23 protein-coding genes are annotated in these 26783 nt (G+C 59.3%); 10 read left to right on the top strand and 13 right to left on the bottom strand.

Features of this window, described 5'->3' with window-relative positions; genetic code table 11:
- The first annotated feature begins 3 nt into the window (after positions 1 to 3).
- Together cydB and AC1DQM_RS24235 are read left to right on the top strand one after the other, a co-directional pair.
- Positions 4 to 1011: a cytochrome d ubiquinol oxidase subunit II gene (gene cydB, locus AC1DQM_RS24240; RefSeq protein ID WP_018925814.1), complete on the top strand. Its 1008-nt coding sequence runs from the start codon at positions 4 to 6 to the stop codon at positions 1009 to 1011.
- A 57-nt stretch (positions 1012 to 1068) separates the two neighbouring features.
- Positions 1069 to 1236: a DUF2474 domain-containing protein gene (locus AC1DQM_RS24235; RefSeq protein ID WP_081625770.1), complete on the top strand. Its 168-nt coding sequence runs from the start codon at positions 1069 to 1071 to the stop codon at positions 1234 to 1236.
- A 71-nt stretch (positions 1237 to 1307) separates the two neighbouring features.
- Here the strand turns inward: AC1DQM_RS24235 and AC1DQM_RS24230 are convergent, their stop codons facing one another.
- Both AC1DQM_RS24230 and AC1DQM_RS24225 read right to left on the bottom strand, forming a co-directional pair.
- The gene (locus tag AC1DQM_RS24230) at positions 1308 to 2432 is read right to left on the bottom strand and encodes a methyltransferase (RefSeq protein WP_018925816.1); all 1125 of its coding nucleotides are present in this window, start codon (positions 2430 to 2432) and stop codon (positions 1308 to 1310) included.
- 184 nt (positions 2433 to 2616) lie between these two features.
- A complete protein-coding gene (locus tag AC1DQM_RS24225; protein ID WP_018925817.1) occupies positions 2617 to 3327 on the bottom strand; it encodes an autoinducer binding domain-containing protein in 711 nt (236 codons plus the stop codon).
- Positions 3328 to 3618: 291 nt separating this feature from the next.
- Here AC1DQM_RS24225 and AC1DQM_RS24220 point away from each other — a divergent pair, with 291 nt between their 5' ends.
- Positions 3619 to 4395 (top strand): ferredoxin--NADP reductase, encoded by a 777-nt coding sequence (locus tag AC1DQM_RS24220; protein WP_064620502.1) that lies wholly within the window; start codon positions 3619 to 3621, stop codon positions 4393 to 4395.
- Between the two features lie 44 nt (positions 4396 to 4439).
- Here AC1DQM_RS24220 and mscL read toward each other — a convergent pair whose 3' ends face one another.
- A complete protein-coding gene (gene mscL, locus AC1DQM_RS24215; protein ID WP_111454232.1) occupies positions 4440 to 4853 on the bottom strand; it encodes a large-conductance mechanosensitive channel protein MscL in 414 nt (137 codons plus the stop codon).
- A gap of 285 nt (positions 4854 to 5138) precedes the next feature.
- Here mscL and katB point away from each other — a divergent pair, with 285 nt between their 5' ends.
- The 3 genes from katB to radA are packed head-to-tail and all read left to right on the top strand — an operon-like array spanning position 5139 to position 8705.
- A complete protein-coding gene (gene katB / locus AC1DQM_RS24210; protein ID WP_064620499.1) occupies positions 5139 to 6680 on the top strand; it encodes a catalase KatB in 1542 nt (513 codons plus the stop codon).
- Between the two features lie 57 nt (positions 6681 to 6737).
- Entirely contained in the window at positions 6738 to 7292 is a 555-nt protein-coding gene (locus AC1DQM_RS24205) for an ankyrin repeat domain-containing protein (RefSeq protein WP_018925821.1), read from the top strand.
- 45 nt (positions 7293 to 7337) lie between these two features.
- Positions 7338 to 8705, top strand: a complete 1368-nt coding sequence (radA, locus tag AC1DQM_RS24200) for a DNA repair protein RadA (RefSeq protein ID WP_019581287.1) — start codon at positions 7338 to 7340, stop codon at positions 8703 to 8705.
- A gap of 67 nt (positions 8706 to 8772) precedes the next feature.
- Here the strand turns inward: radA and AC1DQM_RS24195 are convergent, their stop codons facing one another.
- Complete coding sequence (locus AC1DQM_RS24195; RefSeq protein ID WP_018925823.1) at positions 8773 to 9141, bottom strand: PilZ domain-containing protein; 369 nt, start codon at positions 9139 to 9141, stop codon at positions 8773 to 8775.
- A 160-nt stretch (positions 9142 to 9301) separates the two neighbouring features.
- On the opposite strand from AC1DQM_RS24195, the gene AC1DQM_RS24190 reads away from it, so the two are divergent.
- From AC1DQM_RS24190 to yjiA, 3 genes are all read left to right on the top strand, one after another.
- The gene (locus tag AC1DQM_RS24190) at positions 9302 to 11368 is read left to right on the top strand and encodes a carbon starvation CstA family protein (protein WP_064620488.1); all 2067 of its coding nucleotides are present in this window, start codon (positions 9302 to 9304) and stop codon (positions 11366 to 11368) included.
- Between the two features lie 15 nt (positions 11369 to 11383).
- On the top strand, positions 11384 to 11581 hold the full coding sequence (locus AC1DQM_RS24185; protein WP_007937254.1) for a YbdD/YjiX family protein: 198 nt from the start codon (positions 11384 to 11386) through the stop codon (positions 11579 to 11581).
- Positions 11582 to 11702: 121 nt separating this feature from the next.
- Positions 11703 to 12674: a GTPase gene (gene yjiA, locus AC1DQM_RS24180; protein WP_026286390.1), complete on the top strand. Its 972-nt coding sequence runs from the start codon at positions 11703 to 11705 to the stop codon at positions 12672 to 12674.
- A 118-nt stretch (positions 12675 to 12792) separates the two neighbouring features.
- On the opposite strand, the gene AC1DQM_RS24175 is transcribed toward yjiA, so the two are convergent.
- From AC1DQM_RS24175 to AC1DQM_RS24155, 5 genes are all read right to left on the bottom strand, one after another.
- Positions 12793 to 13482: a GntR family transcriptional regulator gene (locus AC1DQM_RS24175; protein ID WP_018925863.1), complete on the bottom strand. Its 690-nt coding sequence runs from the start codon at positions 13480 to 13482 to the stop codon at positions 12793 to 12795.
- Between the two features lie 26 nt (positions 13483 to 13508).
- Positions 13509 to 14213: a FadR/GntR family transcriptional regulator gene (locus AC1DQM_RS24170; protein WP_018925864.1), complete on the bottom strand. Its 705-nt coding sequence runs from the start codon at positions 14211 to 14213 to the stop codon at positions 13509 to 13511.
- Positions 14214 to 14266: 53 nt separating this feature from the next.
- The gene (locus tag AC1DQM_RS24165; protein ID WP_018925865.1) at positions 14267 to 15580 is read right to left on the bottom strand and encodes a C4-dicarboxylate transporter DctA; all 1314 of its coding nucleotides are present in this window, start codon (positions 15578 to 15580) and stop codon (positions 14267 to 14269) included.
- Between the two features lie 255 nt (positions 15581 to 15835).
- Positions 15836 to 17089 (bottom strand): serine hydroxymethyltransferase, encoded by a 1254-nt coding sequence (glyA, locus tag AC1DQM_RS24160; RefSeq protein ID WP_018925867.1) that lies wholly within the window; start codon positions 17087 to 17089, stop codon positions 15836 to 15838.
- A gap of 266 nt (positions 17090 to 17355) precedes the next feature.
- Positions 17356 to 21204 carry a sensor domain-containing protein gene (locus AC1DQM_RS24155; RefSeq protein ID WP_477746959.1) on the bottom strand — a complete coding sequence of 1283 codons (3849 nt, stop codon included), beginning with the start codon at positions 21202 to 21204 and terminating at the stop codon, positions 17356 to 17358.
- 286 nt (positions 21205 to 21490) lie between these two features.
- Here AC1DQM_RS24155 and ettA point away from each other — a divergent pair, with 286 nt between their 5' ends.
- Entirely contained in the window at positions 21491 to 23155 is a 1665-nt protein-coding gene (gene ettA / locus AC1DQM_RS24150; RefSeq protein WP_018925869.1) for an energy-dependent translational throttle protein EttA, read from the top strand.
- A gap of 96 nt (positions 23156 to 23251) precedes the next feature.
- Here ettA and AC1DQM_RS24145 read toward each other — a convergent pair whose 3' ends face one another.
- The 4 genes from AC1DQM_RS24145 to AC1DQM_RS24130 form a co-directional block, all read right to left on the bottom strand.
- A complete protein-coding gene (locus tag AC1DQM_RS24145; protein WP_258671202.1) occupies positions 23252 to 23746 on the bottom strand; it encodes a GreA/GreB family elongation factor in 495 nt (164 codons plus the stop codon).
- Positions 23747 to 23816: 70 nt separating this feature from the next.
- A complete protein-coding gene (locus AC1DQM_RS24140; RefSeq protein ID WP_064620471.1) occupies positions 23817 to 24173 on the bottom strand; it encodes a hypothetical protein in 357 nt (118 codons plus the stop codon).
- An 84-nt stretch (positions 24174 to 24257) separates the two neighbouring features.
- Positions 24258 to 26111, bottom strand: a complete 1854-nt coding sequence (locus AC1DQM_RS24135; protein WP_258612700.1) for an Lnb N-terminal periplasmic domain-containing protein — start codon at positions 26109 to 26111, stop codon at positions 24258 to 24260.
- 107 nt (positions 26112 to 26218) lie between these two features.
- Complete coding sequence (locus tag AC1DQM_RS24130; protein ID WP_018925873.1) at positions 26219 to 26707, bottom strand: DUF3015 domain-containing protein; 489 nt, start codon at positions 26705 to 26707, stop codon at positions 26219 to 26221.
- Between the last annotated feature and the right edge of the window lie 76 nt (positions 26708 to 26783).

The following is a 26783-nucleotide window of genomic DNA, read 5'->3' as shown; positions in this document are numbered from 1 at the left end:
ATCATGGGTATTGATCTTCCGCTGATCTGGGCCGTGATCATCATCTTCGGCATCATGATGTACGTGGTCATGGACGGCTTCGACTTGGGGATCGGGATTCTTTTTCCGTTCATCAAGGGCAAGACCGACCGTGATGTGATGATGAACACCGTCGCCCCGGTCTGGGACGGCAACGAAACCTGGTTGGTATTGGGCGGCGCGGCATTGTTCGGCGCCTTCCCGCTGGCCTATTCGGTGGTGCTCTCGGCGTTGTACCTGCCGCTGATTTTCATGCTGATCGGGCTGATTTTCCGTGGCGTGGCCTTCGAGTTTCGCTTCAAGGCCAAGGACGCCAAGCGCCACTTGTGGGACAAGGCATTCATCGGTGGTTCGATCGCCGCGACCTTCTTCCAGGGCGTGGCATTGGGTGCGTTCATCGATGGGCTGCCGGTGGTCAATCGTCAGTTTGCCGGTGGTTCACTCGACTGGCTGACGCCGTTCACGATGTTCTGTGGCGCGGCGCTGGTCGTGGCTTATGCGCTGCTCGGTTGCACCTGGCTGATCATGAAGACCGAAGGCAAGCTGCAGGAGCAGATGCATGACCTGGCGCGACCATTGGCCTTCGTGTTGCTGGCGGTGATTGGCATCGTCAGCGTCTGGACGCCGTTGGCCCACGCCGAGATCGCCGCACGCTGGTTCACCCTGCCTAATCTGTTCTGGTTCCTGCCGGTGCCGATTCTGGTGCTGGTAACCCTGTACGGTCTGATTCGCGCGGTGGCTCGCAATGCGCATTACACGCCATTCCTGCTGACCCTGGTGCTGATCTTCTTAGGCTACAGCGGTTTGGGAATCAGTCTGTGGCCGAACATCGTGCCGCCGTCGATCTCGATCTGGGACGCTGCCGCACCGCCGCAGAGCCAGGGCTTCATGCTGGTGGGCACGCTGTTCATCATCCCGTTCATCCTGGGTTACACCTTCTGGAGCTACTACGTGTTCCGCGGCAAGGTCACCCATGAAGACGGTTACCACTAGCCCATACGAATACGGCGCAAGGTTGATACCTGCGCCGTTGCAGAGGAGAACGCGATGATGGCTGGCAAACCTGATTTGCAGGAAATCGAAGCCGCAGAGAAAAAGCCGCTTTGGCAACGACTCGGCTGGCTGGCGTTGATCTGGGCCGGCAGCGTTGGGGCACTGTTCATCGTGGCCACGCTGATGCGCATGTTCATGAATGCCGCGGGCCTGAGCACCCACTGAAATTCCCATCCCGTTGCCTTGCGGCACGGATTTTTAACCCTCCTGCGACGGAGGGTTTTTTTTGCCTGCTTTTATTTGCGTGCCTTGAGAATCACGAACTTGGGAGTAGCGGCCACTTGTTCGACGCCGCGGAACAGCCGCGCAAGCTTGCTGTGATAGCCCAGATGACGGTTGCCGACGATGTACAGCGCGCCGCCCACCACCAGCGCTTCGCGCGCCTGCTGGAACATCCGCCAGGCCAGGAAATCGCCGACCACTTGTTGTTGGTGGAATGGCGGATTGCACAGCACCACGTCGAGGGATTGGGGTTCTTGCCCCGCCAACCCATCGCCGGCACGCACGATCACGTCACGGTCACCCAGCGCCGCGCGCCAGTTTTCAGCGGCCGATTGCACGGCCATGAATGACTCGTCCACCAATGTGTAATGGGCCTCGGGGTTTTGCAGGGCGCTGGCGATCGCCAGCACGCCGTTGCCACACCCCAGATCGGCGACCCGCGCTGTGCCGAGGTTGTTCGGCAAGTGCGGCAGAAAGGCTCGTGTGCCGATATCCAGCCCTTCGCGACAGAACACGTTGGCGTGATTGAGCAGTTCGATTGCAGGCGTGTCGAGTCGATAGCGCGTCGGGTATGGAGAGACAGCGGGGGCTTTGGCTTCGGGCGTGGCGATCAGCAGCCGAGCCTTCTTCACGGCCAGCGAGGCTTGCACCGGGCCGATGTAGCGCTCCAGCAGATCGCCCGCGGCACGTGGCAGGTGCTTGACCATCGCGGCGGCAATCACTTGAGCACCGGGAGCCAATTGACCCTGTAGCCGGATCAGTTGCTCTTCCAGCAAGGCCAGGGTTTTCGGTACCCGGATCAATACTCGGTCAAACGGCCCGACGAACGCTTCGCTGGCTGGTACGCTCGGCACCGCATCAAACGCCTGGCCATTGCGCATGAGGTTTTTTTCGAGCCCCTGAAAGGCCAGAAATGAATCGCCGCTGCTGGTCACTCGGACCTTGCCCGCAAGGCTAACGGCCAATGCGCCGAAGCTGTCGTTGAGCACCAGTACGCGAGTATCTGCCGTCGGTTGTTGCCCGGCCAGATGATTGAGCAGGTATTCGTCTGCGGCATCAAACGCTTGCAGCGGTTCGTTCTGCTGTTCTGGCTGGCGGATCAGGTCGAGTTGGGCGAAAGAAGTTTCGAGCAGAGGCATGAGGCGGAGGGCTCTGGGTAGTCAGCGGAGATAATCAACGAGTGGCCGCCGGACGTTGTAGCGGGCGGAGCCATCCGAGCGGACTGCGTCGTGGACGCTTCACACGACATCACTCGGGATGGAGCGCAGATGGTACGTTTTTTTGGTCTGGATTACTTGCAGGGATTACCTGATTCGAACAGTTTCAGATGACGCCAGCTTTCGCTGCCCTGATCACCGCCGCGATCTTGTTATTGACGCCAAGTTTGTGGATGGCGTTCTTTACATGGAAACGCACAGTGCTTTCGCTCACGCAGAGGATGATTGCGATCTCGCAGGCCGTCTTGCCGACGGCTGAGTATTTCAGCACCTCGATTTCTCTGCATGACAAACTCGTTGTGGGCGGCTTCAGCGAGGAGGCCGGCAGGTCTTTCGCGATAATCCCGTGCAGGTGACGGTTGATAAACATCGCGTAGCCCAGATTTTTGTACAGTTCATACGCGGTAATCGGGCAATGGGTTCTGGCCACGCTCAGGATGCTGCAAAGCCCGTTCTTATCATGAACGGATTGGGACCAACCGTAGTGCAACCCCTGGTTTTTTTGCGCTTGCCACAGCCGTGGTGTTTTTGAATAGCACTCTTCTTGCCAGAGAATCGGTACTTCGGAGCCGCAGCAGTGGGCTAGTATTGGATCAACCGTATCGTAATGCTCGTTTTGATATTTCGTGTTCCATTCGCTAGGGTAATTATTCAGGATTATCTTATGGCGGTGTGTTCCTGTTGTTGGGGATGTTATTGAAAATGCACAAAAATTAAAGCCCATATTTTTAACGAGGTTAAGCGATATCTCGTACGCGGTCTCTATTTTTTGAGCGCAAGAAAGCTGTGTTAGCTGTGACTCCTTCCACACTTTCATTTGGTAACTCCATGCGGAATTTCTTGGGGGGGTGCCGATTGGATCCAAGATCCGGCACGTCCCAGAGTGTAGGAGAATTCTTACAAGCATGCTGAACTATTTTGCTCTTGAAAAATCCTGTAGCTGCATAACTAGTTCTTAGCGTTGTTTTAGGGTTATACAAAATCAACACTCCGGTACTAGTTCTTTATTGCACTGCCCAAGTCTCTGCACGAATAACACTACAAACCATCGGTGTTTACGTCGTCTGCTTTGGGGGACACTGGTGTCATCTGTTGATCGGAGCGGCCCATGACTGCCAGTGTTGAAAAATTCACTCGTCAGACCTTGCTTGAGGTCCAGCCGTTGACTCCGAACCTGTTCACCCTGCGTACCACCAGGGATGCGGGCTTTCGTTTCCGAGCGGGGCAGTTCGCCCGGCTGGGTGTCACCAAGACAGACGGCAGCACGGTATGGCGGGCTTATTCCATGGTCTCTTCGCCCTATGACGAGTTCCTTGAGTTCTTCTCTATTGTTGTGCCGGGAGGGGAATTCACCAGTGAGCTGAGTCGGCTGGAAGCTGGCGATACGCTGCTGGTCGACCGTCAGGCCTTCGGTTATCTGACGCTGGATCGCTTCGTCGATGGCCGTGATCTCTGGTTGTTATCCACAGGCACGGGCGTGGCGCCGTTTCTGTCGATCCTGCAGGACTTCGAAGTTTGGGAGAAATTCGAACGAATCATCCTGGTCTACAGCGTGCGCGAAGCGCGGGAGCTGGCGTACCAGGCATTGATTGCGGAGCTAGCGCAGCGTGACTACCTGGCCGAGTACGCGCACAAACTGCAATTCATTCCCACCGTCACCCGCGAACAGCATCCGGGTGCCTTGAACGGGCGGATCACCAGCCTCATCGAGAATGGCGAACTGGAACAGACGGCCGGTGTAGCGCTGACAGCCGAGCATTCGCGGGTGATGCTCTGCGGTAACCCACAGATGATCGATGAGACGCGTAAGCTGCTGAAACAACGGGACATGCACTTGAGCCTCAGTCGCCGACCTGGCCAAGTGGCGGTGGAAACCTACTGGTAAACAAACGGCGCCCCGGAGGCGCCGTTTCTCTGGGCAATCAGCGATCAGGGCCGATTGTTCTGAGCCTTGAGCAGATCGCGGATCTCGCTCAGCAATTCTTCTTCCTTGGTCGGAACCGGCGGCAGGGTTGGCGCAACGGCCTCTTCGCGTTTCAGACGGTTAATGGCCTTGACGCCCATGAAGATCGCGAAGGCGACAATGATGAAGTCGATCATGCTCTGGATGAACTTGCCGTAGGCCAGCATCACCGCCGGGACATCACCGTTGGCAGCCTTGAGCGTAATGGCCAGGTCACTGAAGTCCACCCCACCGATCAGCAGTCCGATGGGTGGCATCACCACGTCGCCGACAAATGACGTAACGATTTTGCCGAAGGCGGCGCCGATGATAATACCGACGGCCATGTCGACCACATTACCTTTGACCGCGAAGGCCTTGAACTCACTTATCACGCCCATAGGTTATTTCCTTGTTACAGATGAGGTTGGTGAGCGCAGTGTAAATCAGCAAAGCATCCCTTGCTTGAAACGCCTTCTTACAATGCTCGTGTCTATCGACACATCTTCCGGCAATTAGTTTACAAAATGCCACTCTTCGCGCGCGTCTACCCGCTCTAGACCGGGCTTTCCAGAACCTTTTCGCTATCGGCCCGGTACGGGATTTCTATTTATGTTTTGGCCTTTGGGTCACTAGCCTCTGTGGTGCGCACCAGGATGCGCTTAATAAAACCAGAGGAAACTTCCATGACAACTCCCCTTGGCCTCGGGGCTTTTCCCCTTCGTCGTACCTTCGGCGTTCTGAGCGTCAGCCTGCTGTCCTTCTCCATCAACGCTGCGACGTTGACCCGTGATAATGGTGCCGCTGTCGGCGACAACCAGAACTCGCAAACCGCCGGCGCGACCGGGCCGGTGCTGTTGCAAGACGTACAGTTGATTCAGAAGCTCCAGCGTTTCGACCGTGAACGCATTCCTGAGCGTGTGGTGCATGCCCGTGGCACCGGCGCCCATGGCACGTTCACCGTGACTGACGACCTCAGTGACTTGACCAAGGCCAAGGTATTCGCCGGCGGCCAGAGCACGCCAGTATTTGTGCGTTTCTCCGCAGTGGTCCATGGCAACCACTCCCCGGAAACCCTGCGTGACCCGCGGGGGTTCGCCACCAAGTTCTACACCGCCGACGGTAACTGGGACCTGGTCGGCAACAATTTCCCGACCTTCTTCATTCGGGACGCCATCAAGTTTCCGGACATGGTCCATGCCTTCAAGCCGGACCCGCGCACCAATCTTGACGATGACTCCCGTCGTTTCGATTTCTTCTCTCATGTTCCGGAAGCCACTCGCACCTTGACCGAGTTGTATTCCAACTCCGGCACCCCGGCCAGTTATCGGGAGATGGACGGCAATAGTGTACATGCCTACAAGTTGGTTAACGCCCAGGGCGAAGTTCACTATGTAAAGTTTCACTGGAAAAGTTTGCAGGGAATAAAAAATCTCACGCCTAAAGAAGTCGCCAATGTTCAAGGTCAAGATTACAGTCATATGACCAACGACTTGGTTGCTCATATTAACAAGGGGGACTTTCCGAAGTGGGACTTGTACGTCCAGGTTCTAAATCCTCAAGATTTGTCCAAGTTTGATTTCGATCCATTGGACGCCACCAAGATTTGGCCCGGTGTTCCTGAGCGAAAAGTTGGACAGATGGTATTGAACCGTAATCCGGCGAATGTATTCCAGGAAACCGAACAAGTGGCGATGGCACCGGCCAACTTGGTTCCGGGTATCGAGCCTTCGGAAGATCGCTTATTGCAGGGGCGAGTGTTCTCGTATGCCGATACCCAACTGTATCGCCTGGGGGCCAATGCTCTGCAGTTGCCGATCAACGCACCGAAAGTCGCCGTGAACAACGGTAATCAGGATGGTGCGATGAACATCGGCGCCAGCAGCACGGGGGTGAATTACCAGCCGAGCCGTCTGCTGCCCCGTGAGGAGCCGCAAACTGCGCGTTACAGCCAGTCGACCCTGTCGGGCAGCACGCAGCAGGCGAAGATTCAACGTGAGCAGAACTTCAAGCAGGCCGGTGATCTGTATCGCTCGTTCAACCAGAAGGAACGTCAGGACCTGATCGACAGCTTCGGCGGCTCCCTGGCCACCACCGATGACGAGAGCAAGCACATCATTCTGTCCTTCCTGTACAAGGCCGACCCGGAATACGGGACAGGCGTAACCAAAGTGGCCAAGGGTGATCTGGCCCGGGTCAAGGCGTTGGCGGCCAAACTGGTCGACTGATCTATCTGCCTGAAGCGGGGCCTCGTACGGGGTCCCGTCTGACCAAGGAGTCCCGCCATGCGTGTTTATCTGTCTGTGTTTCTGGCGTGCGTGTCGTTCGGTGTATTCGCCGGTCCTGACGCGCAAGTCTCGAAGGACCCCGAGGCGCTGAAAGCGCAATTACAGGATTACTATTTCGATGCCGCCCGAAGGGGGGATGTGCCGATGCTCGAGACTTTCATCGAGGCCGGCTATTCCCTCGACACCCGCGACAGCAAGGGTTACACCGCGTTGATACTGGCCGCCTATCACGGTCAGGGGGCTGCCGTGGAGCGCTTGTTGGCGGCCGGGGCGGACGCCTGCGCTCAGGACCAACGCGGCAATACCGCGCTGATGGGCGCGATTTTCAAAGGCGAAGTGCAGATCGCTCGAACCCTGCTGGCCGCCAATTGCAGCCCCGACCAACGCAACGGCGCCGGGCAGACTGCCGCAATGTATGCCGGGTTGTTCAAGCGCGTCGAGTTGCTCGACGCACTCAAGGCCAAAGGGGCGGACCTGAACGCCGAGGATCCGTTGGGCAACAGTGCCGCGCGTCTGGCCAGCGGTGAAATCCGCACGGCGGCGCCGCGCTGATCCGCGTCAGCTGAGCTATCATCGCGGTTTTTGCCGGGAGTTCAGATGGCCAAGGCCAAGCGCATGTACGGCTGCACCGAGTGTGGCTCAACCTTCCCCAAGTGGGCCGGCCAGTGCGGCGAATGCGGAGCCTGGAACACGCTGACCGAAACCATGGTGGAGAGTGGCGGCGCCGCGGCCCCCAGCGGTCGCACCGGTTGGACCGGCCAGCAGGCACAGATCAAGACCCTGGCCGAAGTCAGCGTCGAAGAAATTCCGCGTTTTTCCACGGCGTCCAGTGAGCTCGATCGTGTTTTGGGTGGCGGCCTGGTGGATGGCTCGGTGGTGTTGATCGGTGGTGACCCCGGCATCGGCAAGTCGACGATTCTGTTGCAAACCTTGTGCAACCTCGCCAAGAGCATGCCGGCGCTGTATGTCACCGGCGAAGAGTCCCAGCAACAAGTGGCCATGCGTGCCCGGCGGCTGGGCTTGCCTCAGGATCAACTGCGGGTGATGACTGAAACCTGTATTGAAACCATCATTGCCACCGCCCGGCAGGAAAAGCCCAAGGTGATGGTGATCGACTCGATTCAGACGATCTTCACCGAGCAACTGCAGTCGGCACCGGGGGGCGTCTCCCAGGTGCGCGAAAGTGCGGCATTGCTGGTGCGTTACGCCAAGCAAAGCGGCACGGCGATTTTCCTCGTGGGCCATGTAACTAAAGAAGGTGCGCTGGCCGGCCCCCGAGTGCTGGAGCACATGGTCGACACCGTTCTGTATTTCGAAGGCGAATCCGATGGGCGCCTGCGTTTGCTGCGGGCGGTGAAAAACCGGTTCGGCGCGGTGAATGAACTGGGCGTGTTCGGCATGACCGACAAAGGACTGAAAGAAGTCTCCAACCCTTCGGCGATTTTCCTGACACGCGCTCAGGAAGAAGTCCCGGGCAGTGTGGTCATGGCCACCTGGGAAGGCACCCGGCCGATGCTGGTGGAAGTCCAGGCGCTGGTAGATGACAGCCACCTGGCCAACCCGCGCCGGGTGACGCTCGGTCTGGATCAGAATCGCCTGGCCATGTTGTTGGCGGTTTTGCACCGCCACGGCGGCATCCCGACCCACGATCAGGACGTGTTCCTCAACGTGGTCGGTGGTGTGAAGGTCCTGGAAACCGCTTCTGATCTGGCGCTGATGGCGGCGGTCATGTCCAGTTTGCGCAACCGGCCGCTGCCGCACGATCTGCTGGTGTTTGGCGAAGTCGGGTTGTCGGGTGAAGTACGCCCGGTACCGAGTGGCCAGGAGCGCTTGAAAGAGGCGGCCAAGCACGGCTTCAAACGCGCCATCGTACCCAAGGGCAACGCGCCGAAAGAGCCGCCGCCGGGGTTGCAGATTATCGCCGTGACGCGCCTGGAACAGGCCCTCGACGCACTGTTCGAATAAACCGTAAACGGGACACAAACCCTGTGGGAGCGATCAGGCTCGCTCCCGCAATGGAAGGGGGAGGCCTTCAGGCTTCGATCAGGGCACCCAATTCGCGCTCTAGTTCCCGGGGATCGCCCAGGTTGAACTCAATCAACCGCCGCAGGCGCTCGATGGATTCCAGGCTGATGTGTTTGCAGACGAACCCGAGCTGGTCATGGTCATCATGGGTCAGTTGCACATCCATCTTGATAGCGAGGTCATCGTTGAGATGAATATCGACCAGGAAATGCCATTCCCGATTACCCAGCCATGGCTCGGGCTTCTCGACCAGCAGTCCCTTGAGCGACAGGTCAATCAGCCGCACCGGCCAGGTGAATTCCCCTTGGCTCAGCTCGGTTCGGGCATCGAACGCAATACGTCTGAAGCGGCGGCGATCGGCAGGTTGTTCGCTCATGGCGCAATCCTCGTAAAGGTTCGCTGACTATAGACCTGCATTGCCGGAGGCTGCCAGCACAGTGATGGCTCTAGACTGATGTCGAACTATGGTCTTTGCCGCCAGTAGCGCTAAACTCGAGATGGCTGTCTTTCTTGTCCACTCTGGCTGGAATCATAAAATGAAAAATAATAATAGCCCGCTACGCCACTTACCCTGGCTGCTGCTGGCAGTCGTAGGAGCGTGCGCCCTGGGCGTAGTGGCATTGCGTCGAGGCGAGGCGATCAACGCCTTGTGGATCGTTGTCGCAGCCGTCGCTATCTATCTTGTCGCATACCGCTACTACAGCCTGTTCATCGCTAACAATGTGATGCAACTCGATTCGCGTCGGGCTACACCTGCCGTAATCAACAATGACGGTCTGGACTATGTGCCGACCAACAAACACATTCTTTTCGGCCACCACTTCGCGGCCATCGCCGGCGCGGGGCCGCTGGTCGGTCCGGTGTTGGCGGCGCAGATGGGCTACCTGCCCGGTACGCTGTGGCTGATTGCCGGCGTGGTGCTGGCCGGTGCGGTTCAGGACTTCATGGTCCTGTTCATGTCCACCCGCCGCAACGGTCGCTCCCTGGGCGACATGGTTCGTGAAGAAATGGGCCGCATCCCCGGGACCATCGCGCTGTTTGGCTGCTTCCTGATCATGATCATCATCCTCGCGGTGCTGGCGCTGATCGTGGTCAAGGCCCTGGCCGAAAGCCCGTGGGGCATCTTTACCGTGATGGCGACCATCCCGATCGCGATGTTCATGGGCGTCTACATGCGCTACATCCGTCCTGGCCGTATCGGTGAAATCTCGGTGATCGGCGTGGCGTTGCTGCTGGGTTCGATCTGGCTGGGCGGGCAGATCGCCGCTGACCCGGTGTGGGCCAAGGCGTTCAGCTTTACCGGGGTCCAGATCACCTGGATGCTGATCGGCTACGGTTTCGTGGCAGCCGTGTTGCCGGTGTGGCTGATTCTGGCGCCGCGTGATTACCTGTCCACGTTCCTCAAGATCGGCACCATCGTTGCGCTGGCGATCGGCATCCTGATCACCATGCCCGTGCTGAAAATGCCGGCATTGACCCAGTTCATTGACGGCACCGGGCCGGTGTGGAAGGGCGGGCTGTTCCCGTTCCTGTTCATCACCATTGCCTGTGGCGCAGTGTCGGGTTTCCATGCGCTGATTGCTTCCGGCACCACGCCGAAGCTGCTGGATAACGAAGTCAACGCTCGCTACATCGGTTACGGCGGCATGTTGATGGAATCCTTCGTGGCGATCATGGCGATGGTGGCCGCTTCGGTGATCGAACCGGGCGTGTACTTCGCCATGAACAGCCCGGCCGCGGTTGTCGGCGGTGATGTGGTGGCGGTAGCGACAGCGGTCAGCAACTGGGGCTTTGCCATCACGCCGGAAGCGTTGCAAGCGGTAGCCAAGGACATCGGTGAAACCACCGTCCTGGCCCGTGCCGGCGGTGCGCCGACCCTGGCGGTGGGTATCGCGCAGATCCTGCACAGCGTACTGCCGGGTGAAAACACCATGGCGTTCTGGTACCACTTCGCGATTCTGTTCGAAGCGCTGTTCATCCTCACTGCGGTCGACGCCGGTACCCGTGCCGGACGTTTCATGCTGCAGGACTTGCTCGGCTCCTTTGTACCGGCGCTGAGACGCACCGAGTCCTGGACCGCCAACCTGATTGCCACGGCCGGTTGCGTGGCGATGTGGGGCTATCTGCTGTACCAAGGCGTGATCGATCCATTGGGCGGCATCAACACCTTGTGGCCGCTGTTCGGTATCTCCAACCAGATGCTGGCCGGTATCGCGCTGATGCTGGCAACCGTTGTGCTGATCAAAATGAAACGCCAACGCTATATCTGGGTCACCATGCTGCCAGCCGTTTGGTTGCTGATCTGCACCACCACTGCAGGCTTCATCAAGCTGTTCGACGCCAACCCGGCGATCGGCTTCCTGTCGCTGGCCAAGAAGTACAGTGATGCCCTGGCCAGCGGTCAGATCCTCGCTCCGGCCAAGAGCATCGAGCAGATGCAGCACGTGATTTACAACGCCTACACCAACGCAACGCTGACCGCGCTGTTCCTGTTCGTGGTGTTCAGCATCCTGTTCTATGCGCTCAAGGTCGGTATTGCCGCCTGGGGCACCAAAGAGCGTACGGATAAAGAATCGCCATTCCAGGCTCTGCCGGATGCGTAACCTGAGGATTGCAGCATGTTCAATGACCTGAGTCGCCTCGGTAAATACCTCGGTCAGGCCGCGCGCCTGATGGTCGGGATGCCCGACTACGACAACTACGTCGAGCATATGCAAACCAAACACCCGGACAAACCGGTGATGAGTTACGAGGCGTTCTTTCGGGAGCGCCAAGAGGCTCGTTACGGCGGCAAGGGTGGACCGAAGTGCTGTTGATGTACGCGGTTTAGGTAACACACCACTGTAGGAGCAGGGCTTGTCGGCGAAGGCGATCTTCAAGATGCTTTCGCCGGCAAACCTGGCTCCTACAGTTTTTTTGCGTCCGGGAGATCTTATTTTGTTAGCGCCAATCCCTGTCACGATCCTCAGCGGCTTTCTCGGCGCTGGCAAAACCACCTTGTTGCGCCACCTGCTCAAAGCCGAGCACGGCCTGAAAATCGCCGTGATCGAAAACGAGTTCAGTGACGCCGGCATCGACACCCAACTGTTGGGCGACGAGCCAGTGCAAGTGATGACGCTGTCCAACGGCTGCGTCTGCTGCACCATCCACACCGATTTGACCAAAGCGCTGTACCTGCTACTGGAGCGCCTGGACAGTGGCGAAATCGCCTTTGACCGCCTGGTGATCGAATGCACCGGTCTGGCCGACCCGGCCCCGGTGGCACAAACCTTTTTTATCGATGAAGAGCTGCGCGAGCGCTACATCCTCGACGGCATCATCACCCTGGTGGACGCGGCTCATGCCGAACTGCACCTGACCCAGACCATTGCCCAGGCGCAGATCGGTTTTGCCGACCGCTTGCTGGTGAGCAAGCGCGATCTGGTGGATGAGCCGACCTTCACTGCCCTCAGCGAACGCCTGACCCGGATCAACCGTCGCGCGCCGATTCGTGTGGTCGACCACGGCAAGATTGATCTGGCCGAATTGCTCGATGTGCGTGGCTTCAACCTCAATGCCGACCTCGGTGGTGGCGTGAGTTTGCGCCCGGTGAGCAAGGCGCCCTCCATCGATCGCATTTCCAGCCTGGTGCTGCGTACCGACAAACCGCTGGATATCGACAAGCTCAGCGAGTTCATGAACGAACTGCTGGAAGACCATGGCAAGCAATTGCTGCGCTACAAAGGCGTTTTGAACATTCTTGGTGAGCCGCGGCGCATGGTGTTCCAGGGCGTGCTGAAACTGTACGGCTTCGATTGGGATACCGAGTGGGCGGACGATGACACGCGCGAAAGCGTGATCGTGTTTATTGCCGATGAGTTGCCGGAGGAGAAGATTCGCGAGGGGTTTGCGCGGGTTGCGGCGCAGTAAGCCCCGACATTTTCAGCGGGCCCGATGCCGTCGTCGCAAGCAGGTCGAATCGTCGCACCGTCGCTCCCACAAGGGGATGCATTTCCAGTGTGGGATCGATCCTGCTCGCGATGGCAATCTACCCGGCAACACGATTCTGGCTGAGTACTGATCCGGAGTGCAGCAGTACCTCCTCAAGATGATCCAGATGCCGGTGCATCAACATTTCGGCCATCACCACATTCCCACGTTCCACCGCATCGACAATCCCCATGTGCTCCTGCCATCCGCAATAATCACCGGTCTGAGCGTCATACTGCGCAATCGCCAATGAAGTCAGCGGCACCAGACTGCCAAGAAAATGCGCCAGCGGTGCATTTCCCGCCATTTCGGCCAGTTGTAAGTGAAACTCCCCCGATAACCGGATCGCTGGACCACGCTCCTTGCATTGGCGTTCGCTTTCGATCAAGGCTCGCAGGCGCTTCAGGTTTTGCGCACGAGGTTGCTGGCAGGCAAGTTTCACTAGCGTGACTTCGGTCAGACGGCGAGCATGAAGCGTCTGACGGGTCTGTTCGGCATCGGGATCGGCGACCCGGGGGCGATGATTGGTCCGCAGGATGATGATCTGCTGATGGGACAGCTGCGTCAGTACTCCACGAATGTCACTGCGCCTGGCACCGAACATCTGCGCCAGGCTTTCTTCGGTAAAGCGACTGGCCGCATTGATGCGCTGTTCGAGAATGGCGTCGAAGATTCGCGAATAGAGATCATCCACCGGCGGGCGAAAGGGCAGGGCAACAAGAGTTTGTGGTGAGGCGAAGCTGTTCATGGCCTGTCTCCAGTTCGAAGAGGGGGTCAACTGCCGAGGTGGTCGTCCGGGATATTCAATTCGATGCCCATCCGTTGACCTTCCCGAAGGATGTGCCGACGCATTTCGGCGCTGGCCTGGGCGCTGTTTTTGCTGCGTATCGCTCGTACCATGGCTTCGCTTTCTTCAAGGCGCTCAGCCAAGTGCTCCGGAGAATTGCGCAGCACGTCGGCGCTTTGCTTGAGGGCATTGCTGGTCTGCTGCACCACGCTCTGGAAAATCGGGTTCGAGGTCAGGGTGAACAACTCTTCGTGGAACGCGATGTAGGCGTTCACACCGGCCTCGCTGTCATTGGCTTCCAGGGCTTCGCGCATGTCCATCAGGGTCAGGCGCAGTTGCCCGACTTCCTTGCTGCTGATGGACTGCGCCACCAGGCCGACGATGAACGGTTCGAGGGTGTAGCGCAGTTGCAGCACGTCTTCCAGGCTGGCCCCGGCGACTGCGCTGTCGTGGCTTTGGCTGTCGCTGAGATTGGCCTCCAGCACCACCACGCCTTTGCCCGGCATCGAGCGCACCAGCCCGAGGGTTTCCAGCACGATCACCGCTTCGCGCAGGCTTGGGCGGCTGATGCCCAGTTGTTCGGCCAGTTCACGCTGGCCCGGCAGCATGTCGCCGGAACGCCACTGACCGCGGGCCAGCGCGGCCCGAAGTTTTTCTACCACTGAATTTACGACGGTTGACGAGGTAATCACTGTTCGCTCCAAATCGCGATAAATGTGCCTGCCCGTGGGCAGGCACACGTTGTTTAAAATTCCTGCTGATGTGCCGGGACCACCGGTTTTCTCGGCTGGAAGGTATAACCCACCTGGCCGGACAGCACTTTGTTTGCCCGTTGGATATCGATGTCCTTTTCCCAGCGAGCAATGGCCACCGTGGCGACGCAGTTACCAATCAGATTGGTCAGCGCCCGGCCGATGCCCATGAACCAGTCCACCGCCAGCACCAGCACCAGGCCCACCACCGGAATTGCCGGGATCGCCGTCAGGGTGGCGGCGAGAATCACCAGCGCCGAGCCGGGAATCCCGTGGGCGCCTTTGGAGGTGATCAGCGACACCAGCAGAATCGTCAGCAGGTCAGTCATGGCCAGCGGCGTGCCGGTGGCATTGGCGATGAACACGATGGCCAGGGTCAGGTAGATCGAAAAACCGTCAAGGTTGAATGAGTACCCGGTCGGAATCACCAGGCCGACCGTGGAGCTGCCGATGCCCAGATGCTCAAGCTTGCGCATGATTTGTGGCAGCACGGCGTCGGAAGAGGCGGTGCCCATGACGATCAGCAGTTCTTCACGCAGGTACTTGAGCAGTGGCCACATCCGCAGGCCCGAGAGGCGCATCACCAGGCCGAGAATCAGCGCCACGAATGCCGCGCAGGTCAGGTAAAACAGGCCGACCAGGCTGCCCAGGTGTTGCAGCGAGTCCAGGCCATATTTGCTGGTGGTGAAGGCGATGGCGCCGAAGACGCCGATCGGCGCCAGGCGCACGATCATGCCCATGATGCGGAAGATCACATGGCTCAGCTCGTTGATCAGCCGGGAAATACCCGACGCCGCTTCACCCACCAGATTCAGCGCGCTGCCGAACAGCACCGAAAACAGCAGGACTTGCAGGATGTTGTTGTCGGCGAAGGCGCCGATCACCGAGGTCGGAATCAGGTCCATCAGGAACTGCGTGGTGGTGTGCATGTGCTGACCGCGCTGGGCGATGTCACCCATGTCGGCGGCGGAGAGCTGCTCCAGATGAATGTTCGCGCCGCTGCCGATGCCGGTCGTGAAGGCGAACACCAGGCCGATCACCAGGGCGATGGTGGTCAGTATTTCGAAGTAGATGACCGATTTGAGGCCGATGCGTCCGACCTTCTTCAGGTCACCGGCACCGCTGATGCCGCTAACCACCACGCAAAACACGATCAGGCCAATAAGCATCTTGATCAGTTTGATGAAGCCGTCGCCAAGGGGTTTGAGTTGGGCGGAGTATTCGGGAAGGGTCAGCCCGCAGACGATGCCGAGCACCAGTCCGAGAACCACTTGAAGGAAGATTGAACGCGAGCACCATCTGAGCATGGGAGGAATCCTGGTCGGTGTCCTGGCTGCCGTGCGCCAAGCGCATCAGATTCAGGACTTAATTATTGTGGTCTTACCGGTATGTCCAGTGCAGGCGCAGTCTACGCTGGATTTTTTCAGGATTACAAGGGGACTCAGCAAAATTGGCATGACCGGTCTGACCAGTGGTGCCGACCCCAATTGATCTTTATGGCGGACGAAAAAAAACCGGCCATCACTGGCCGGTTTTTTCATTGCTGCGGTTTAGCGGGGCAATTAAGCGCCGTACACCGGCAGTTTCTTGCAGATGGCCTTGACCTTCTCACGAACGGCGTCGATCACCGCTTCGTTATTCAGGTCAGCCAGGATGTCGCAGATCCAGCCGGCCAGCTCTTTGCACTCGGCTTCCTTGAAGCCGCGAGTGGTCACAGCCGGGGTACCGAAACGCAGGCCGGAGGTGACGAACGGGGAGCGTGGATCGTTCGGTACCGAGTTCTTGTTCACGGTGATGAACGCTTTGCCCAGTGCAGCGTCGGCGTCTTTACCGGAGATTTCCTGCTTGATCAGCGACAGCAGGAACAGGTGGTTCTGAGTACCGCCCGACACCACGTCGAAACCGCGCTCGATGAACACGCCGGCCATGGCCTGGGCGTTTTTCACTACTTGTTGCTGGTAGGCCTTGAACTCAGGCTGCAGCGCTTCCTTGAAGCAGATCGCCTTGGCAGCGATCACGTGCTCCAGCGGGCCGCCCTGGGCGCCCGGGAATACTGCGGAGTTCAGCTTCTTCTCGATGTCGGCGTTGGCGCGAGCCAGGATCAGGCCGCCACGTGGACCGCGCAGGGTTTTGTGGGTGGTGGTGGTCACCACGTCAGCGAAAGGCACCGGGTTCGGGTAGACGCCAGCGGCGACCAGACCGGCCACGTGGGCCATGTCGACGAACAGGTAAGCACCAACCTTGTCAGCGATAGCGCGGAAGCGTGGGAAGTCCAGAACCTGCGAGTAGGCAGAGAAACCGGCCACGATCATTTTCGGCTTGTGCTCAACGGCCAGACGCTCGACTTCGTCGTAGTCGATCAGGCCATTGGCATCGATGCCGTACTGAACGGCGTTGTACAGCTTGCCGGAGGAAGAAACGCTGGCACCGTGGGTCAGGTGACCACCGTGAGCCAGGCTCATGCCCAGAATGGTGTCGCCCGCTTGCAGCAGCGCCAGGTAAACGGCGCTGTTGGCTTGCGAACCGGCGTGCGGCTGAACGTTGGCGTAATCGGCGCCGAACAGCTCTTTGGCGCGGTCGATGGCCAGTTGTTCGACGATATCGACGAACTCGCAACCACCGTAGTAGCGCTTGCCCGGGTAGCCTTCGGCGTACTTGTTGGTCAGTACCGAGCCTTGAGCTTCCATCACCGCAGGGCTGGTGTAGTTTTCCGAAGCGATCAGCTCAATGTGTTCTTCCTGGCGCTGAGCTTCTTGCTCCATGGCGGCAAAAAGATCGGCGTCGAACTTGGCAATAGTCAAATCACGGCTGAACATGGCGGTCCTCAAGGATCGGGGCAGAAAAGGGAGGCATTCTAACCCAACCGCTTTTAGATGGCATATGAAAGGACATCATGTCGCAGACAAGTGGTGTTCATGCGCAGGATTTGTAGCGTCTGTGGCGAGGGGGCTTGCCCCCCGTTCGGCTGCGAAGCAGTCGTAATTTGCGCGAACACGGTTTGTCTGAAGAAATGTCATCGCGGGTTTTGGGGCCGCTTTGCGACCCAACGGGGGGCAAGCCCCCGCGCCACAGAAGTTCCTCTTCAGTCGAACATGAACAACGCATCATTGCTGAACTGCGCTTCGAACCGGCCGGCCGGCATCGGGCGGCCGAACAGGTAGCCCTGAACCTCATCGCAGCCATGCTCGCGCAGGAAGTCGAGCTGTTCGTGGGTTTCCACGCCCTCGGCGATCACCGCCAGATTGAGGCTGTGGGCCATGGCGATGATCGCCCGGGCAATTTGCGCATCCTGCTCGCCCGACGGCAGGCCATCAACGAAGGTGCGGTCGATTTTCAGCACATCGATCGGGAATTGCTTGAGGTAGTTGAGCGATGAATAACCGGTGCCGAAGTCGTCGACCGCAATGCTCAGGCCGAGGTTTTTCAGTCCGGCGAGGATCTGCATCGCCTCGCTGACTTCACGCATCAGGATACTTTCGGTCAGCTCCAGCTCCAGGCACGCCGGCGGCAGGCCGGTTTCCCTGAGGATGGTGGCGATCCGCGTGCCGAGCTGCCCGTCGGAGAACTGCCGGGCCGAAATATTCACCGAGACCTTCGGCACCCGCACCTTGGCCTGGTGCCAGGTCTTGAGTTGACGACAGGCCTCACCGATCACCCAGTCGCCGACATCCACCACCAGCCCGAGCTCTTCGAGCACCGGAATGAAGTCCCCTGGCGGCACCAGGCCGCGGCGCGGATGGCGCCAGCGCAGCAGGGCTTCGGCGCCGGTCAGGCGTTTGCCGTCGCCGCTGAACTGCGGCTGGTAGTACAGCACGAATTCGTTTTGTTCCAGGGCGTGGCGCAAGTCGCTTTCCAGCTCCAGACGCTCCAGGGCGCTGGCGTTCATGTCGGCCTGATAGAACTGGAAGTTGTTCTTGCCGCGTTCCTTGGCGTGGTACATCGCGGTGTCGGCGTTCTTCATCAGCTGACTGAGTTCGCTACCGTCCTGAGGACTCAGGGCGATGCCGATACTGGCGGTGACGAAGAACTCGCGGCCTTCGAGCACGAACGGCTTCACCAGGCTGGCGAGGATCTGTTCGGCCACGTGAATGGCTCGGTTCAGCGCGATCTCGCGGTTGACCCGGGGTTGCAGCAGCAATGTGAACTCATCACCGCCCATACGCGCCACGGTGTCGTCATCGTCGACGCAGCCGAGCAGGCGCGTGGCCATTTCCTTGAGCATGCGGTCGCCGGCGGCATGACCCAGGGAGTCGTTGATCGGCTTGAAGCGGTCCAGGTCGAGGAACATCAGCACCACCCAGGACTTCTGCCGTTCGGCCGATTGCAGCGCGGTGTGCAGGCGATCCTGGAACAGCGTGCGGTTGGGCAGGTGGGTCAGGGCGTCGTAATAGGCGAGGCGGTGAATCCGTTGCTCACTGGCCTTGCGTTCGCTGATGTCGCTGAAGAAACACACATAACTGGCCAGATCGCCTTCGTCGTCGAGCACCGCCGTAATCCCGACCCAGGCCGGATAGTGCTCGCCGTTGCGACGCTTGAGCCAGACTTCGCCTTCCCAGGTGCTGTGCTGATGCAATTGCTTGAGCACGTAGCGCAGATGAGTTTCCTGCTGCTCGTCGACGGTGAGCATGTTCGGCAACTGATCGAGCACCTGGGACACCGCATAGCCGCTGACGCGACTGAAGGCCTCGTTGGCCTGGACGATATAGCCGGCCGGGTCAGTGATCAGAATCGCCGAGGTGGAGTGCTCGAATACCGTGGCCGCCATGCGCAGGTCCTTCTCGGCCCGGCGTTGCTGGCTGATGTCGCGACCGACCCCGAGCACACCTTCGAAGGCGCCGTGTTCGTCCCAGACCAACACCAGACGCAACTCGATAGGGATCTTGCGTCCGTCGGCCCGCAGGCAGTCGAACAAAAACAGTTGGGTCTGCACCTGACTGCGCAGCAGTGTCAGTTGATCGGGTTTATCCAGCGCTTTGCTGACCCGGTCCATCAGGCTGTAGATGCCGCTCAGTTGTTGCGGGTTGGCGATGGTCGATTGCCAGCCGTTCTGGAATATCCAGTCGGCGTCGAAGCCCAGCACCGCTTGCACCGAAGGGCTGACGTAATTGAGCGCCATCTTGCTGTCAGTGGAGAAAATCACGTCGCTGATACTTTCGGCGAGCATCCGGTAGCGCTGCTCGCTGTCGCGCAGGGATTCACTGGCTTCGATCTGCTCGGTGATGTCCTTGGCCACACCGATGATGCGCGTGACCTGATCGTGCTTGTCCCGCGCCAGGGCCTGTTCGCGAATATCGAAACGCCGCCATTTGCCATCGCGATGACGGAAGCGCAGCTGGCACTGCAGCAATTGGGTGTAACCCGCCTGACGCTGGGACTGGCGAGAGCGGTGGTAGTAGTCGGCATCTTCCGGGTGCAAGAGGATTTCCCAGAAGTACTCGCCCATCTGGTGCAGCTCGGTGCGGTTGTAACCCAGCGTCTGCCCCAAGTGATGGTTGCTGAAGATCATCCGCTGGCTGATCACGTCTTGCACATACAGGTGATCCGGCACGGTACGCACCACATCGGACCAGAATCCTTCGCGCTCCAGCAGCGAAAGCTCAATGAGTTTGCGGCTGGTGATGTCGCTGATGCTCAGGATCACCGCTCTATGGTCGGGCTGATCTTCCGGCAGGCGCAGCACGAGCCACAAGTGCTGGTCGCGGCCATTGGCGTCCTGAAGCTTGATTTCCAGCTCAAGCTGTTTCTGCTGGTGGAGCACCGCTTCGAGCACTTGATTGCCGATGGCCGTGCAGTCCAGTGGGCAGCCGTTGATCAGTAGTTTCCAGGCCTGATCGCAGGAATTGACGTTGAGCAGTTGCAGGGCGACCTGGTTGACCTCGGTGATGCGCAGTTCCTGCAACAGTTGCTGGCGTTGCTCCGGTATCCCGAGCCAGGTTCTCAGCTGCTCGCTGCTGGTGAGTTGCGCCTTGTCGAAAAAGCTTTTGAGCCCGGACAGGTCCAGCACGCACAGGGCAACGCCGGTGCCTTCGAAGATGTCCTGATAGCGTCGGCGGCCTTCATGCAGTTGGCGTTGGCGGCGACGAATATTCAGCAAAGCGATGAACGGTAACAGTGAGAAGGCCAGGCCCAGCAGGCATTTGCCGATGAATGCCGGCAGCAGTTGTTCGATCACCCGTTGCCGGTCGAACAGCCCGCGCAGTTGCCAGTCGCTGCTGCTCAGGGGGACGGTCAACACGCTGTTGGTCAGTTCGTCGGGTGTCAGCACCGCGGGGTTGGCTGAAGGCAGGGCGTCATCGCGGCTGATGATCTGATGATTGATGCGGTTTTCCACCAGCCACAGGGGGCGAATGCCGGCGTCGCCCTGTTTGATCAATGAAGAGAAAAATGTCGGTGTCAGGCGCAGGGCCCAGTAGCCGCGAGTGCTGCCGCTGGCCTGATGCAGGAGCAGGTGCACCACCGAGCCGTCATCGGCATTGCTGAAATAGTGGGCCTGGGCGCGACTGCGCTGGACCAGTTCGCTCAGGTAGTTGGCGTCCTGGCTGTCGACGGCGCTGTCGCTCAGGACTTTCCCGGAGGGGCTGAGCAGCGCCAGGCTGCGCAGGTCGGGCAGCGACTGTTGCAGTTTGCGCAGCAATGCCTGCTGTTCGTCGGCGCTTTGCGGTTGTTCGACGATCGGTAGCAGATTAAGGGCGATCTGGGCGTTGAGCGCCATGTTGAGGCTGACTTGCGAAGCCAGGTCGGCGGTGTAGTTGATGGTGTACTGGCGCTGGTTTTTCTGGGTTTCGCGCAGTTGATCCAGCAACTGCCAGAACAGCAGTGCGAGCAGCAACAGCACGAGAGTCGCCAGCGCGCCCTTCAAGCTTCCGCGCAGGGGCGAGCCGAGCCCAGGGGTGAGCACGCTCGCGGACGGTGGCGGAGTGACATTGGACAAACTGTAATCCTGCGGTTTGGCTGGACTGGCGCGGCGTGCACTATAAGCCGGACGCCCGAAGGGCGGCTAGCATGCCTTGAGTTGTGGCGAAGTGCCAGCCCCGCTCGGCTGGACTGCCTTCTGTCAATGAGGTAGCTTTGCCGGTTACGCGGGAGCGTTCCAGCTCCTAGACTCAGGTTTTTTTCAGCGCGCACGCCTTGATACCCATCAAACGAACGACGCGCATGGCCTGGCCGGGCATCGCCTGCGCTCCAATCATTCATCAGTCACTGACCCTAGGTTCTCCATGGCTCAATACGTCTTCACCATGCATCGGCTGGGCAAAGTTGTTCCGCCGAAGCGGGAAATCCTGAAAAACATTTCGCTGTCGTTCTTCCCCGGGGCCAAAATCGGCGTCCTCGGTCTCAACGGTTCGGGTAAGTCCACGCTGCTGAAAATCATGGCAGGCGTCGACACCGAGTTCGACGGTGAAGCCCGTCCGATGCCGGACCTGAACATCGGCTACCTGCCGCAAGAACCGATCCTGGACCCGACCAAGACCGTGCGTGAAGTGGTCGAGGAAGCGGTCAGCGTGATCAAGGACGCCCAGGCGCGTCTGGACGAGGTCTACGCGGCCTACGCCGATCCGGATGCCGACTTCGACAAGCTGGCTGCAGAGCAAGCCAAACTTGAAGCCATCCTGCAGGCCAGCGATGGCCACAACCTGGATCGCCAACTGGAAGTCGCTGCCGATGCGCTGCGTCTGCCGGCCTGGGATGCCAGGGTTGAACATCTTTCCGGTGGTGAAAAGCGTCGTGTGGCCCTGTGCCGCCTGCTGCTGTCCGCCCCGGACATGCTGCTGCTCGACGAACCAACCAACCACCTGGACGCCGACTCCGTCGCCTGGCTGGAGCACTTCCTGCACGATTTCCCGGGCACCGTGGTTGCGATCACGCACGACCGTTACTTCCTGGACAACGTTGCCGGCTGGATCCTCGAACTCGACCGCGGCGCCGGTATCCCGTACGAGGGCAACTATTCGGGTTGGCTCGAAGCCAAGTCCGATCGTCTGGCTGCCGAATCCAAGCAGCAATCGGCTCACGAAAAGGCCATGAAGGAAGAGCTGGAGTGGGTGCGCAAAGGCGCCAAGGCCCGCCAGTCCAAGTCCAAGGCTCGTCTGCAACGCTTCGAAGAAATGCAATCGCAGGAATTCCAGAAGCGCAGCGAAACCAACGAGATCTACATCCCGGCCGGTCCACGCCTGGGCGACAAGGTCATCGAGTTCAAGAACGTCACCAAGGGCTACGGCGATCGCGTGCTGATCGACAACCTGTCGTTCTCCATGCCTAAAGGCGCCATCGTTGGCGTGATCGGTGGTAACGGTGCCGGTAAATCGACCCTGTTCCGCATGCTGATGGGCAAGGAAACGCCGGATTCGGGCAGCATCGAAGTCGGCGAAACCGTGCAACTGGCGTGCGTCGACCAGAGCCGTGAAGACCTGGATGGCAGTAAGACTGTGTTCCAGCAGATCTCCGACGGTTCCGACCAGATTCGCATCGGCAACTACGAGATCCCGTCGCGTACCTACGTCGGTCGTTTCAACTTCAAGGGTGGCGATCAGCAGAAGTTCGTCAAGGACCTGTCCGGTGGTGAGCGTGGTCGCTTGCACCTGGCCCTGACCCTGAAAGAGGGCGGCAACGTCCTGCTGCTCGACGAACCGTCCAACGACCTCGACGTTGAAACCCTGCGTTCCCTGGAAGAAGCCTTGCTGGACTTCCCGGGCGCCGCCATTGTGATCTCTCACGATCGGTGGTTCCTTGACCGCGTCGCGACTCACATCCTGGCGTACGAAGACGACTCGCAAGCGGTGTTCTTCGAAGGCAACTACACCGAGTACGAAGCCGATCGCAAGAAGCGCCTCGGAGAAGCGGCCTCCCAGCCACACCGGGTACGGCACAAGAAACTGGCCTGATTTCAGGTTGGCTGCATAAAAAAAACGGAGCCTTCGGGGCTCCGTTTTTTTTGCGCTCAGTAAGACCGAGGCTTGCCGGCAAAGGCGTCATCGAACTCACCCGATCTCTATAGCCAGCACCTCAATCACCAAATCCCCCGCCGGCCGCTTCCACAGCACTTCATCGCCCTTGTGCGCGCCCAGCAACGCCCGTCCCAGCGGTGAACTCCAATTGATCAGCCCATGGGCAGCATCCGCCTGGTCTTCTCCGACCAATTGCACGCGCTGTTCATGATCGTGCTCGTCGGCAAAGGTCACCCAATTGCCAATCTGCACTTTATCGGTCGAGGAGGCTTGTGCGACCACCTGTGCGCTTTGCAGGCGCTGCTTGAAGTAGCGCCAGTCGCGATCGAGGTCAGCCTGGCGCTGCTTGTCGGCCAGGTCACCTTTGGCGCTTTCCTCGTCGAGCAGGCTTTGCAGCGCGGCGACTTTCGCCTGGAGCTGCATGAGCCCGGCGGGTGTGACGTAATTGGGCTGCGCGCTGACCTGTCGTTCGACTGGCAGGTCGGCTTGCGCGGCAGCGTTATCTTCATTGACGAAGGCGCGACTCATGTTGTTCTCCCGTTATAGGGTTTGGGCCATGGTCGCGTGCTTTAAGTTTCGACGAATGTCTGTAAACGACTTATTGCGAGCGATAGGCTCGCGCGGCGTCCCGGTCTTTCTCTCGTTGCCAGGCCCTTTCGCGCTCATCCCAATGGCGTTCCCTGTACTCGTTGCGATCCTCGCTTTCCCGCATGGCCTGGCATTGACGCAAGCCATCGGTCCAGCCTTCTGCGTATTGCTTGTCCTTGAGGTAGCGTGGGACGTTTTTGCGAAATTCACCGGTGATTGCCCCGGCGGCTTGCCGGCCACTGCTGCAACCGTCATCGAAGCCATCGGCGAACGCCGGCGGATACCCTTTGGCGATCAGATCCTCGTGAGTCGACTGGCACCCTGTAATCAATAGCAACAACCCCAACACACCCACGCAACGCCACATCTCGGACTCCAGGGCCGTTCAACGGCCTATAGGGGAAGTCTAGAAGCGGATTTGTCGGATGGGAGTGAAAGAAGGGTCAAAAGATCAATAGTGATACCACTTCACTTCAAGCATCACTTCGTTTTCAGGTGATGCCAGGTGGCTGAATTCGCGTTGGGCACTCAGGCGCAGCCCGAGGTTGCGCGACAACTCCCACTGCTGATTCAGGCTCATGCTCCGGCGCACTTCGCCGTTGGTGAAGTAATCGCCCTTGGCTTCCAGGCTGAAATTCCCCAGCGGGTTTTTCCACAGCAGACCGCTGTTGAAGCCCGCTGCCGGGGCAATGAAGCCCGCGAAGTCGTTGTTGTGCTCCACGCGCACGGTGCCCAAGGCGAACCCGAGCATGTCGTCGCTCAGTTGCCAGGTCCCGCCACCACCACCGTTGACATGACTGACCAGGGTTTCGTCATCATGCTTGCCCGGCACACGCTCCAGGCCGCCGGTGACTTGCCACGACAGCGGCTGCAACAGCGCGTTGCGCGGGGTCAGGGAGCGGATGGTCGCCAGGTCCAGTTGCTGCAGCTGCCAGTGATTGCCTTCGTATTGGCGCAGCTTCATCTGCAGGATTTCGATCTGCGCGCCAAGGGGGAAGCTTTCGGCGTTGTCGTTGAGGTCGTGGTAGGCCATGCGCAGGCCATATTCGCCGAAGGCTTGGTCACCCCGGGTGCCGATGCCGGCCTGCCAGGTGCGGGACTCGTGGCCATCCTCGGGCAAGCCAGGTCGCGCAATGTCCAGTTCAGGAGGCGGGTTCTGATTGATCGCGCGCAGCAATTCGAAACTGCGCTGAGCCCGTTGCGGGTCACGTTCCTGGCCGTTGGCGCGATAACGCTCCAGACGATAGGCCGCGTCGATGATCAACGCCTGACGCTCGCGCGGTTGCGCCTTGAACGCCGGTTCCTGCAATTGCTTCTGATCGGCGCTGATTTTCAGCACCCACTGCTGCTCTTCATCGGTCAACGGCTGCGCGCGGCTCAGCAGTTCACGCTCGCGGGACGGGCGATATTCGATCGACTCCACCAGCCCGGCCTGTTTCACCGCTTTGACGGTGTCGGTGGGAATGGCGGTCAACGGGAACTGATCGGTCAGCTTCAGGCCCGGCCGCGCCACCTGCAGCAGCTCTAGCAGGCGATAGGAGCAGTTTTCATCGAAGAAGAAGTAGTCGAACTGGATCTGCTTGAGCTCCCAGACATGCTCGACCATGCGCTCGGTTTCCTGCTGGGTCAGGTTCAGGCGGTATTCCCACAGGTCGCGGTTTTCGAGGCTACGGTACTCCGAGAGTTTTTCCTGATAGGGCACCAGTGCAAACAGCCCGGGATAACCACCCATCAGGCCTTTCCACGCGTACAAAATGCTGTTGTCCGACCCTTCGATGTAGGCGCCGAAGTTGATCGCGTAACTGAGCAGCGAGGTCTTGTCGCGCTGCACATCGGCCTGATCGATGCGCAGCAAGGTATGGCCGAACATCGACGACGGGCTGTTCAGGTAGGCGGCCGGGAAAATCATCACCGCACTGTGGGGCGAAACGTCCTTGAACCATTGCTTGAATTCAGCACAGTCCAGCGACGGCAGATCCGTCAGGTCAAGTTGCGCCTTGAGCCAGCGAGTACGGGCCGGATAGACGCATTGCGCATGCTGCTCGCCGGCACTGGCCGGGGCATACAGCGCCTGTACGGTCGCCGCCAGTTCGCGGTCGGGGTGTTCGTTGCCATCGGAGGCGAGAAAGAATTTCTTGTCGCTGACATAGCTGCGCCAGCCACCGAGCTTGGCGGTTTCGTAATGACCCAGGGAAATCCAGAAGGGGTCGTTGGCCAGTTGCTGCAAACGTTGATTGTCGATGTGGGGCGCGGCGGACAGCGGGGCGCAGACACAGAGCGCCAGCCAGGCAAGGCGTTTGAGCATAGTGAGCAACTTAAGTCGAAAGAAACAAAGACCCAAAGAGGCAGGCCAAAAGGGCCGGGGTCAAAAAAATAAAACCCGCTCCCCAAAGAGAGCGGGACGGGTCGAGCTTAAGCTTGAGTGGCGTACTTGGCCAGACGAGGATCGTTCTTCAATACGGCCAGGGTATTGGTATGCACGTCTTCAGCGGTCACGTCAGCCTTGCTGAAAATTTGCTGGAAGTGTTGATGAGTCACGGCGGCGAAGTGCGCACGGTCTTCCGGCGCCACGCCCAGTACCACGGCGTAAGTGGTCAGCGCTTCGCCCTGACCTTTAGCCATGTCTTCGGACAGCTCGTTCATCATGCCATTCATGGCAATCCAGGATTTGCCGCCATAGGTCAGCGCCGCATTGGTCGAGCAACCGTTGGTGCCGGAGGTCATGCCGAAAGTTGCATTACCGGAGGTGCCGTTGGTGGTGGATGCCAGGAAGTGTGCCGGGGTGCCACGCTGACCTTCGAACAGCATGTTGCCCCAACCGCAGTCCGGACCGCCTGGCGCCTGAGCCATGGCGTTGATGGATACAACGGTGAAGAGAGTACCAAGAAGAATCCGTTTCATAGCTATGTTCTCTTTGTGTGCATACCAATGGACAGGGTGCTGGCCCCTAATGGTGCCAGTGGGCCGGTTATTCGTT

This window comes from Pseudomonas sp. 01L34, from assembly GCF_056400265.1.
This window is presented reverse-complemented; position numbering and strand designations above follow the sequence as displayed.

Coding starts and splice junctions, on each gene's coding strand:
- cydB (WP_018925814.1), top strand. CDS start 4: ATGGGTATTGATCTTCCGCTGATCTGGGCCGTGATCATCATCTTCGGC.
- AC1DQM_RS24235 (WP_081625770.1), top strand. CDS start 1,069: ATGGCTGGCAAACCTGATTTGCAGGAAATCGAAGCCGCAGAGAAAAAG.
- AC1DQM_RS24230 (WP_018925816.1), bottom strand. CDS start 2,432: ATGCCTCTGCTCGAAACTTCTTTCGCCCAACTCGACCTGATCCGCCAG.
- AC1DQM_RS24225 (WP_018925817.1), bottom strand. CDS start 3,327: ATGAAAGTGTGGAAGGAGTCACAGCTAACACAGCTTTCTTGCGCTCAA.
- AC1DQM_RS24220 (WP_064620502.1), top strand. CDS start 3,619: ATGACTGCCAGTGTTGAAAAATTCACTCGTCAGACCTTGCTTGAGGTC.
- mscL (WP_111454232.1), bottom strand. CDS start 4,853: ATGGGCGTGATAAGTGAGTTCAAGGCCTTCGCGGTCAAAGGTAATGTG.
- katB (WP_064620499.1), top strand. CDS start 5,139: ATGACAACTCCCCTTGGCCTCGGGGCTTTTCCCCTTCGTCGTACCTTC.
- AC1DQM_RS24205 (WP_018925821.1), top strand. CDS start 6,738: ATGCGTGTTTATCTGTCTGTGTTTCTGGCGTGCGTGTCGTTCGGTGTA.
- radA (WP_019581287.1), top strand. CDS start 7,338: ATGGCCAAGGCCAAGCGCATGTACGGCTGCACCGAGTGTGGCTCAACC.
- AC1DQM_RS24195 (WP_018925823.1), bottom strand. CDS start 9,141: ATGAGCGAACAACCTGCCGATCGCCGCCGCTTCAGACGTATTGCGTTC.
- AC1DQM_RS24190 (WP_064620488.1), top strand. CDS start 9,302: ATGAAAAATAATAATAGCCCGCTACGCCACTTACCCTGGCTGCTGCTG.
- AC1DQM_RS24185 (WP_007937254.1), top strand. CDS start 11,384: ATGTTCAATGACCTGAGTCGCCTCGGTAAATACCTCGGTCAGGCCGCG.
- AC1DQM_RS24175 (WP_018925863.1), bottom strand. CDS start 13,482: ATGAACAGCTTCGCCTCACCACAAACTCTTGTTGCCCTGCCCTTTCGC.
- AC1DQM_RS24165 (WP_018925865.1), bottom strand. CDS start 15,580: ATGCTCAGATGGTGCTCGCGTTCAATCTTCCTTCAAGTGGTTCTCGGA.
- glyA (WP_018925867.1), bottom strand. CDS start 17,089: ATGTTCAGCCGTGATTTGACTATTGCCAAGTTCGACGCCGATCTTTTT.
- ettA (WP_018925869.1), top strand. CDS start 21,491: ATGGCTCAATACGTCTTCACCATGCATCGGCTGGGCAAAGTTGTTCCG.
- AC1DQM_RS24145 (WP_258671202.1), bottom strand. CDS start 23,746: ATGAGTCGCGCCTTCGTCAATGAAGATAACGCTGCCGCGCAAGCCGAC.
- AC1DQM_RS24140 (WP_064620471.1), bottom strand. CDS start 24,173: ATGTGGCGTTGCGTGGGTGTGTTGGGGTTGTTGCTATTGATTACAGGG.
- AC1DQM_RS24135 (WP_258612700.1), bottom strand. CDS start 26,111: ATGCTCAAACGCCTTGCCTGGCTGGCGCTCTGTGTCTGCGCCCCGCTG.
- AC1DQM_RS24130 (WP_018925873.1), bottom strand. CDS start 26,707: ATGAAACGGATTCTTCTTGGTACTCTCTTCACCGTTGTATCCATCAAC.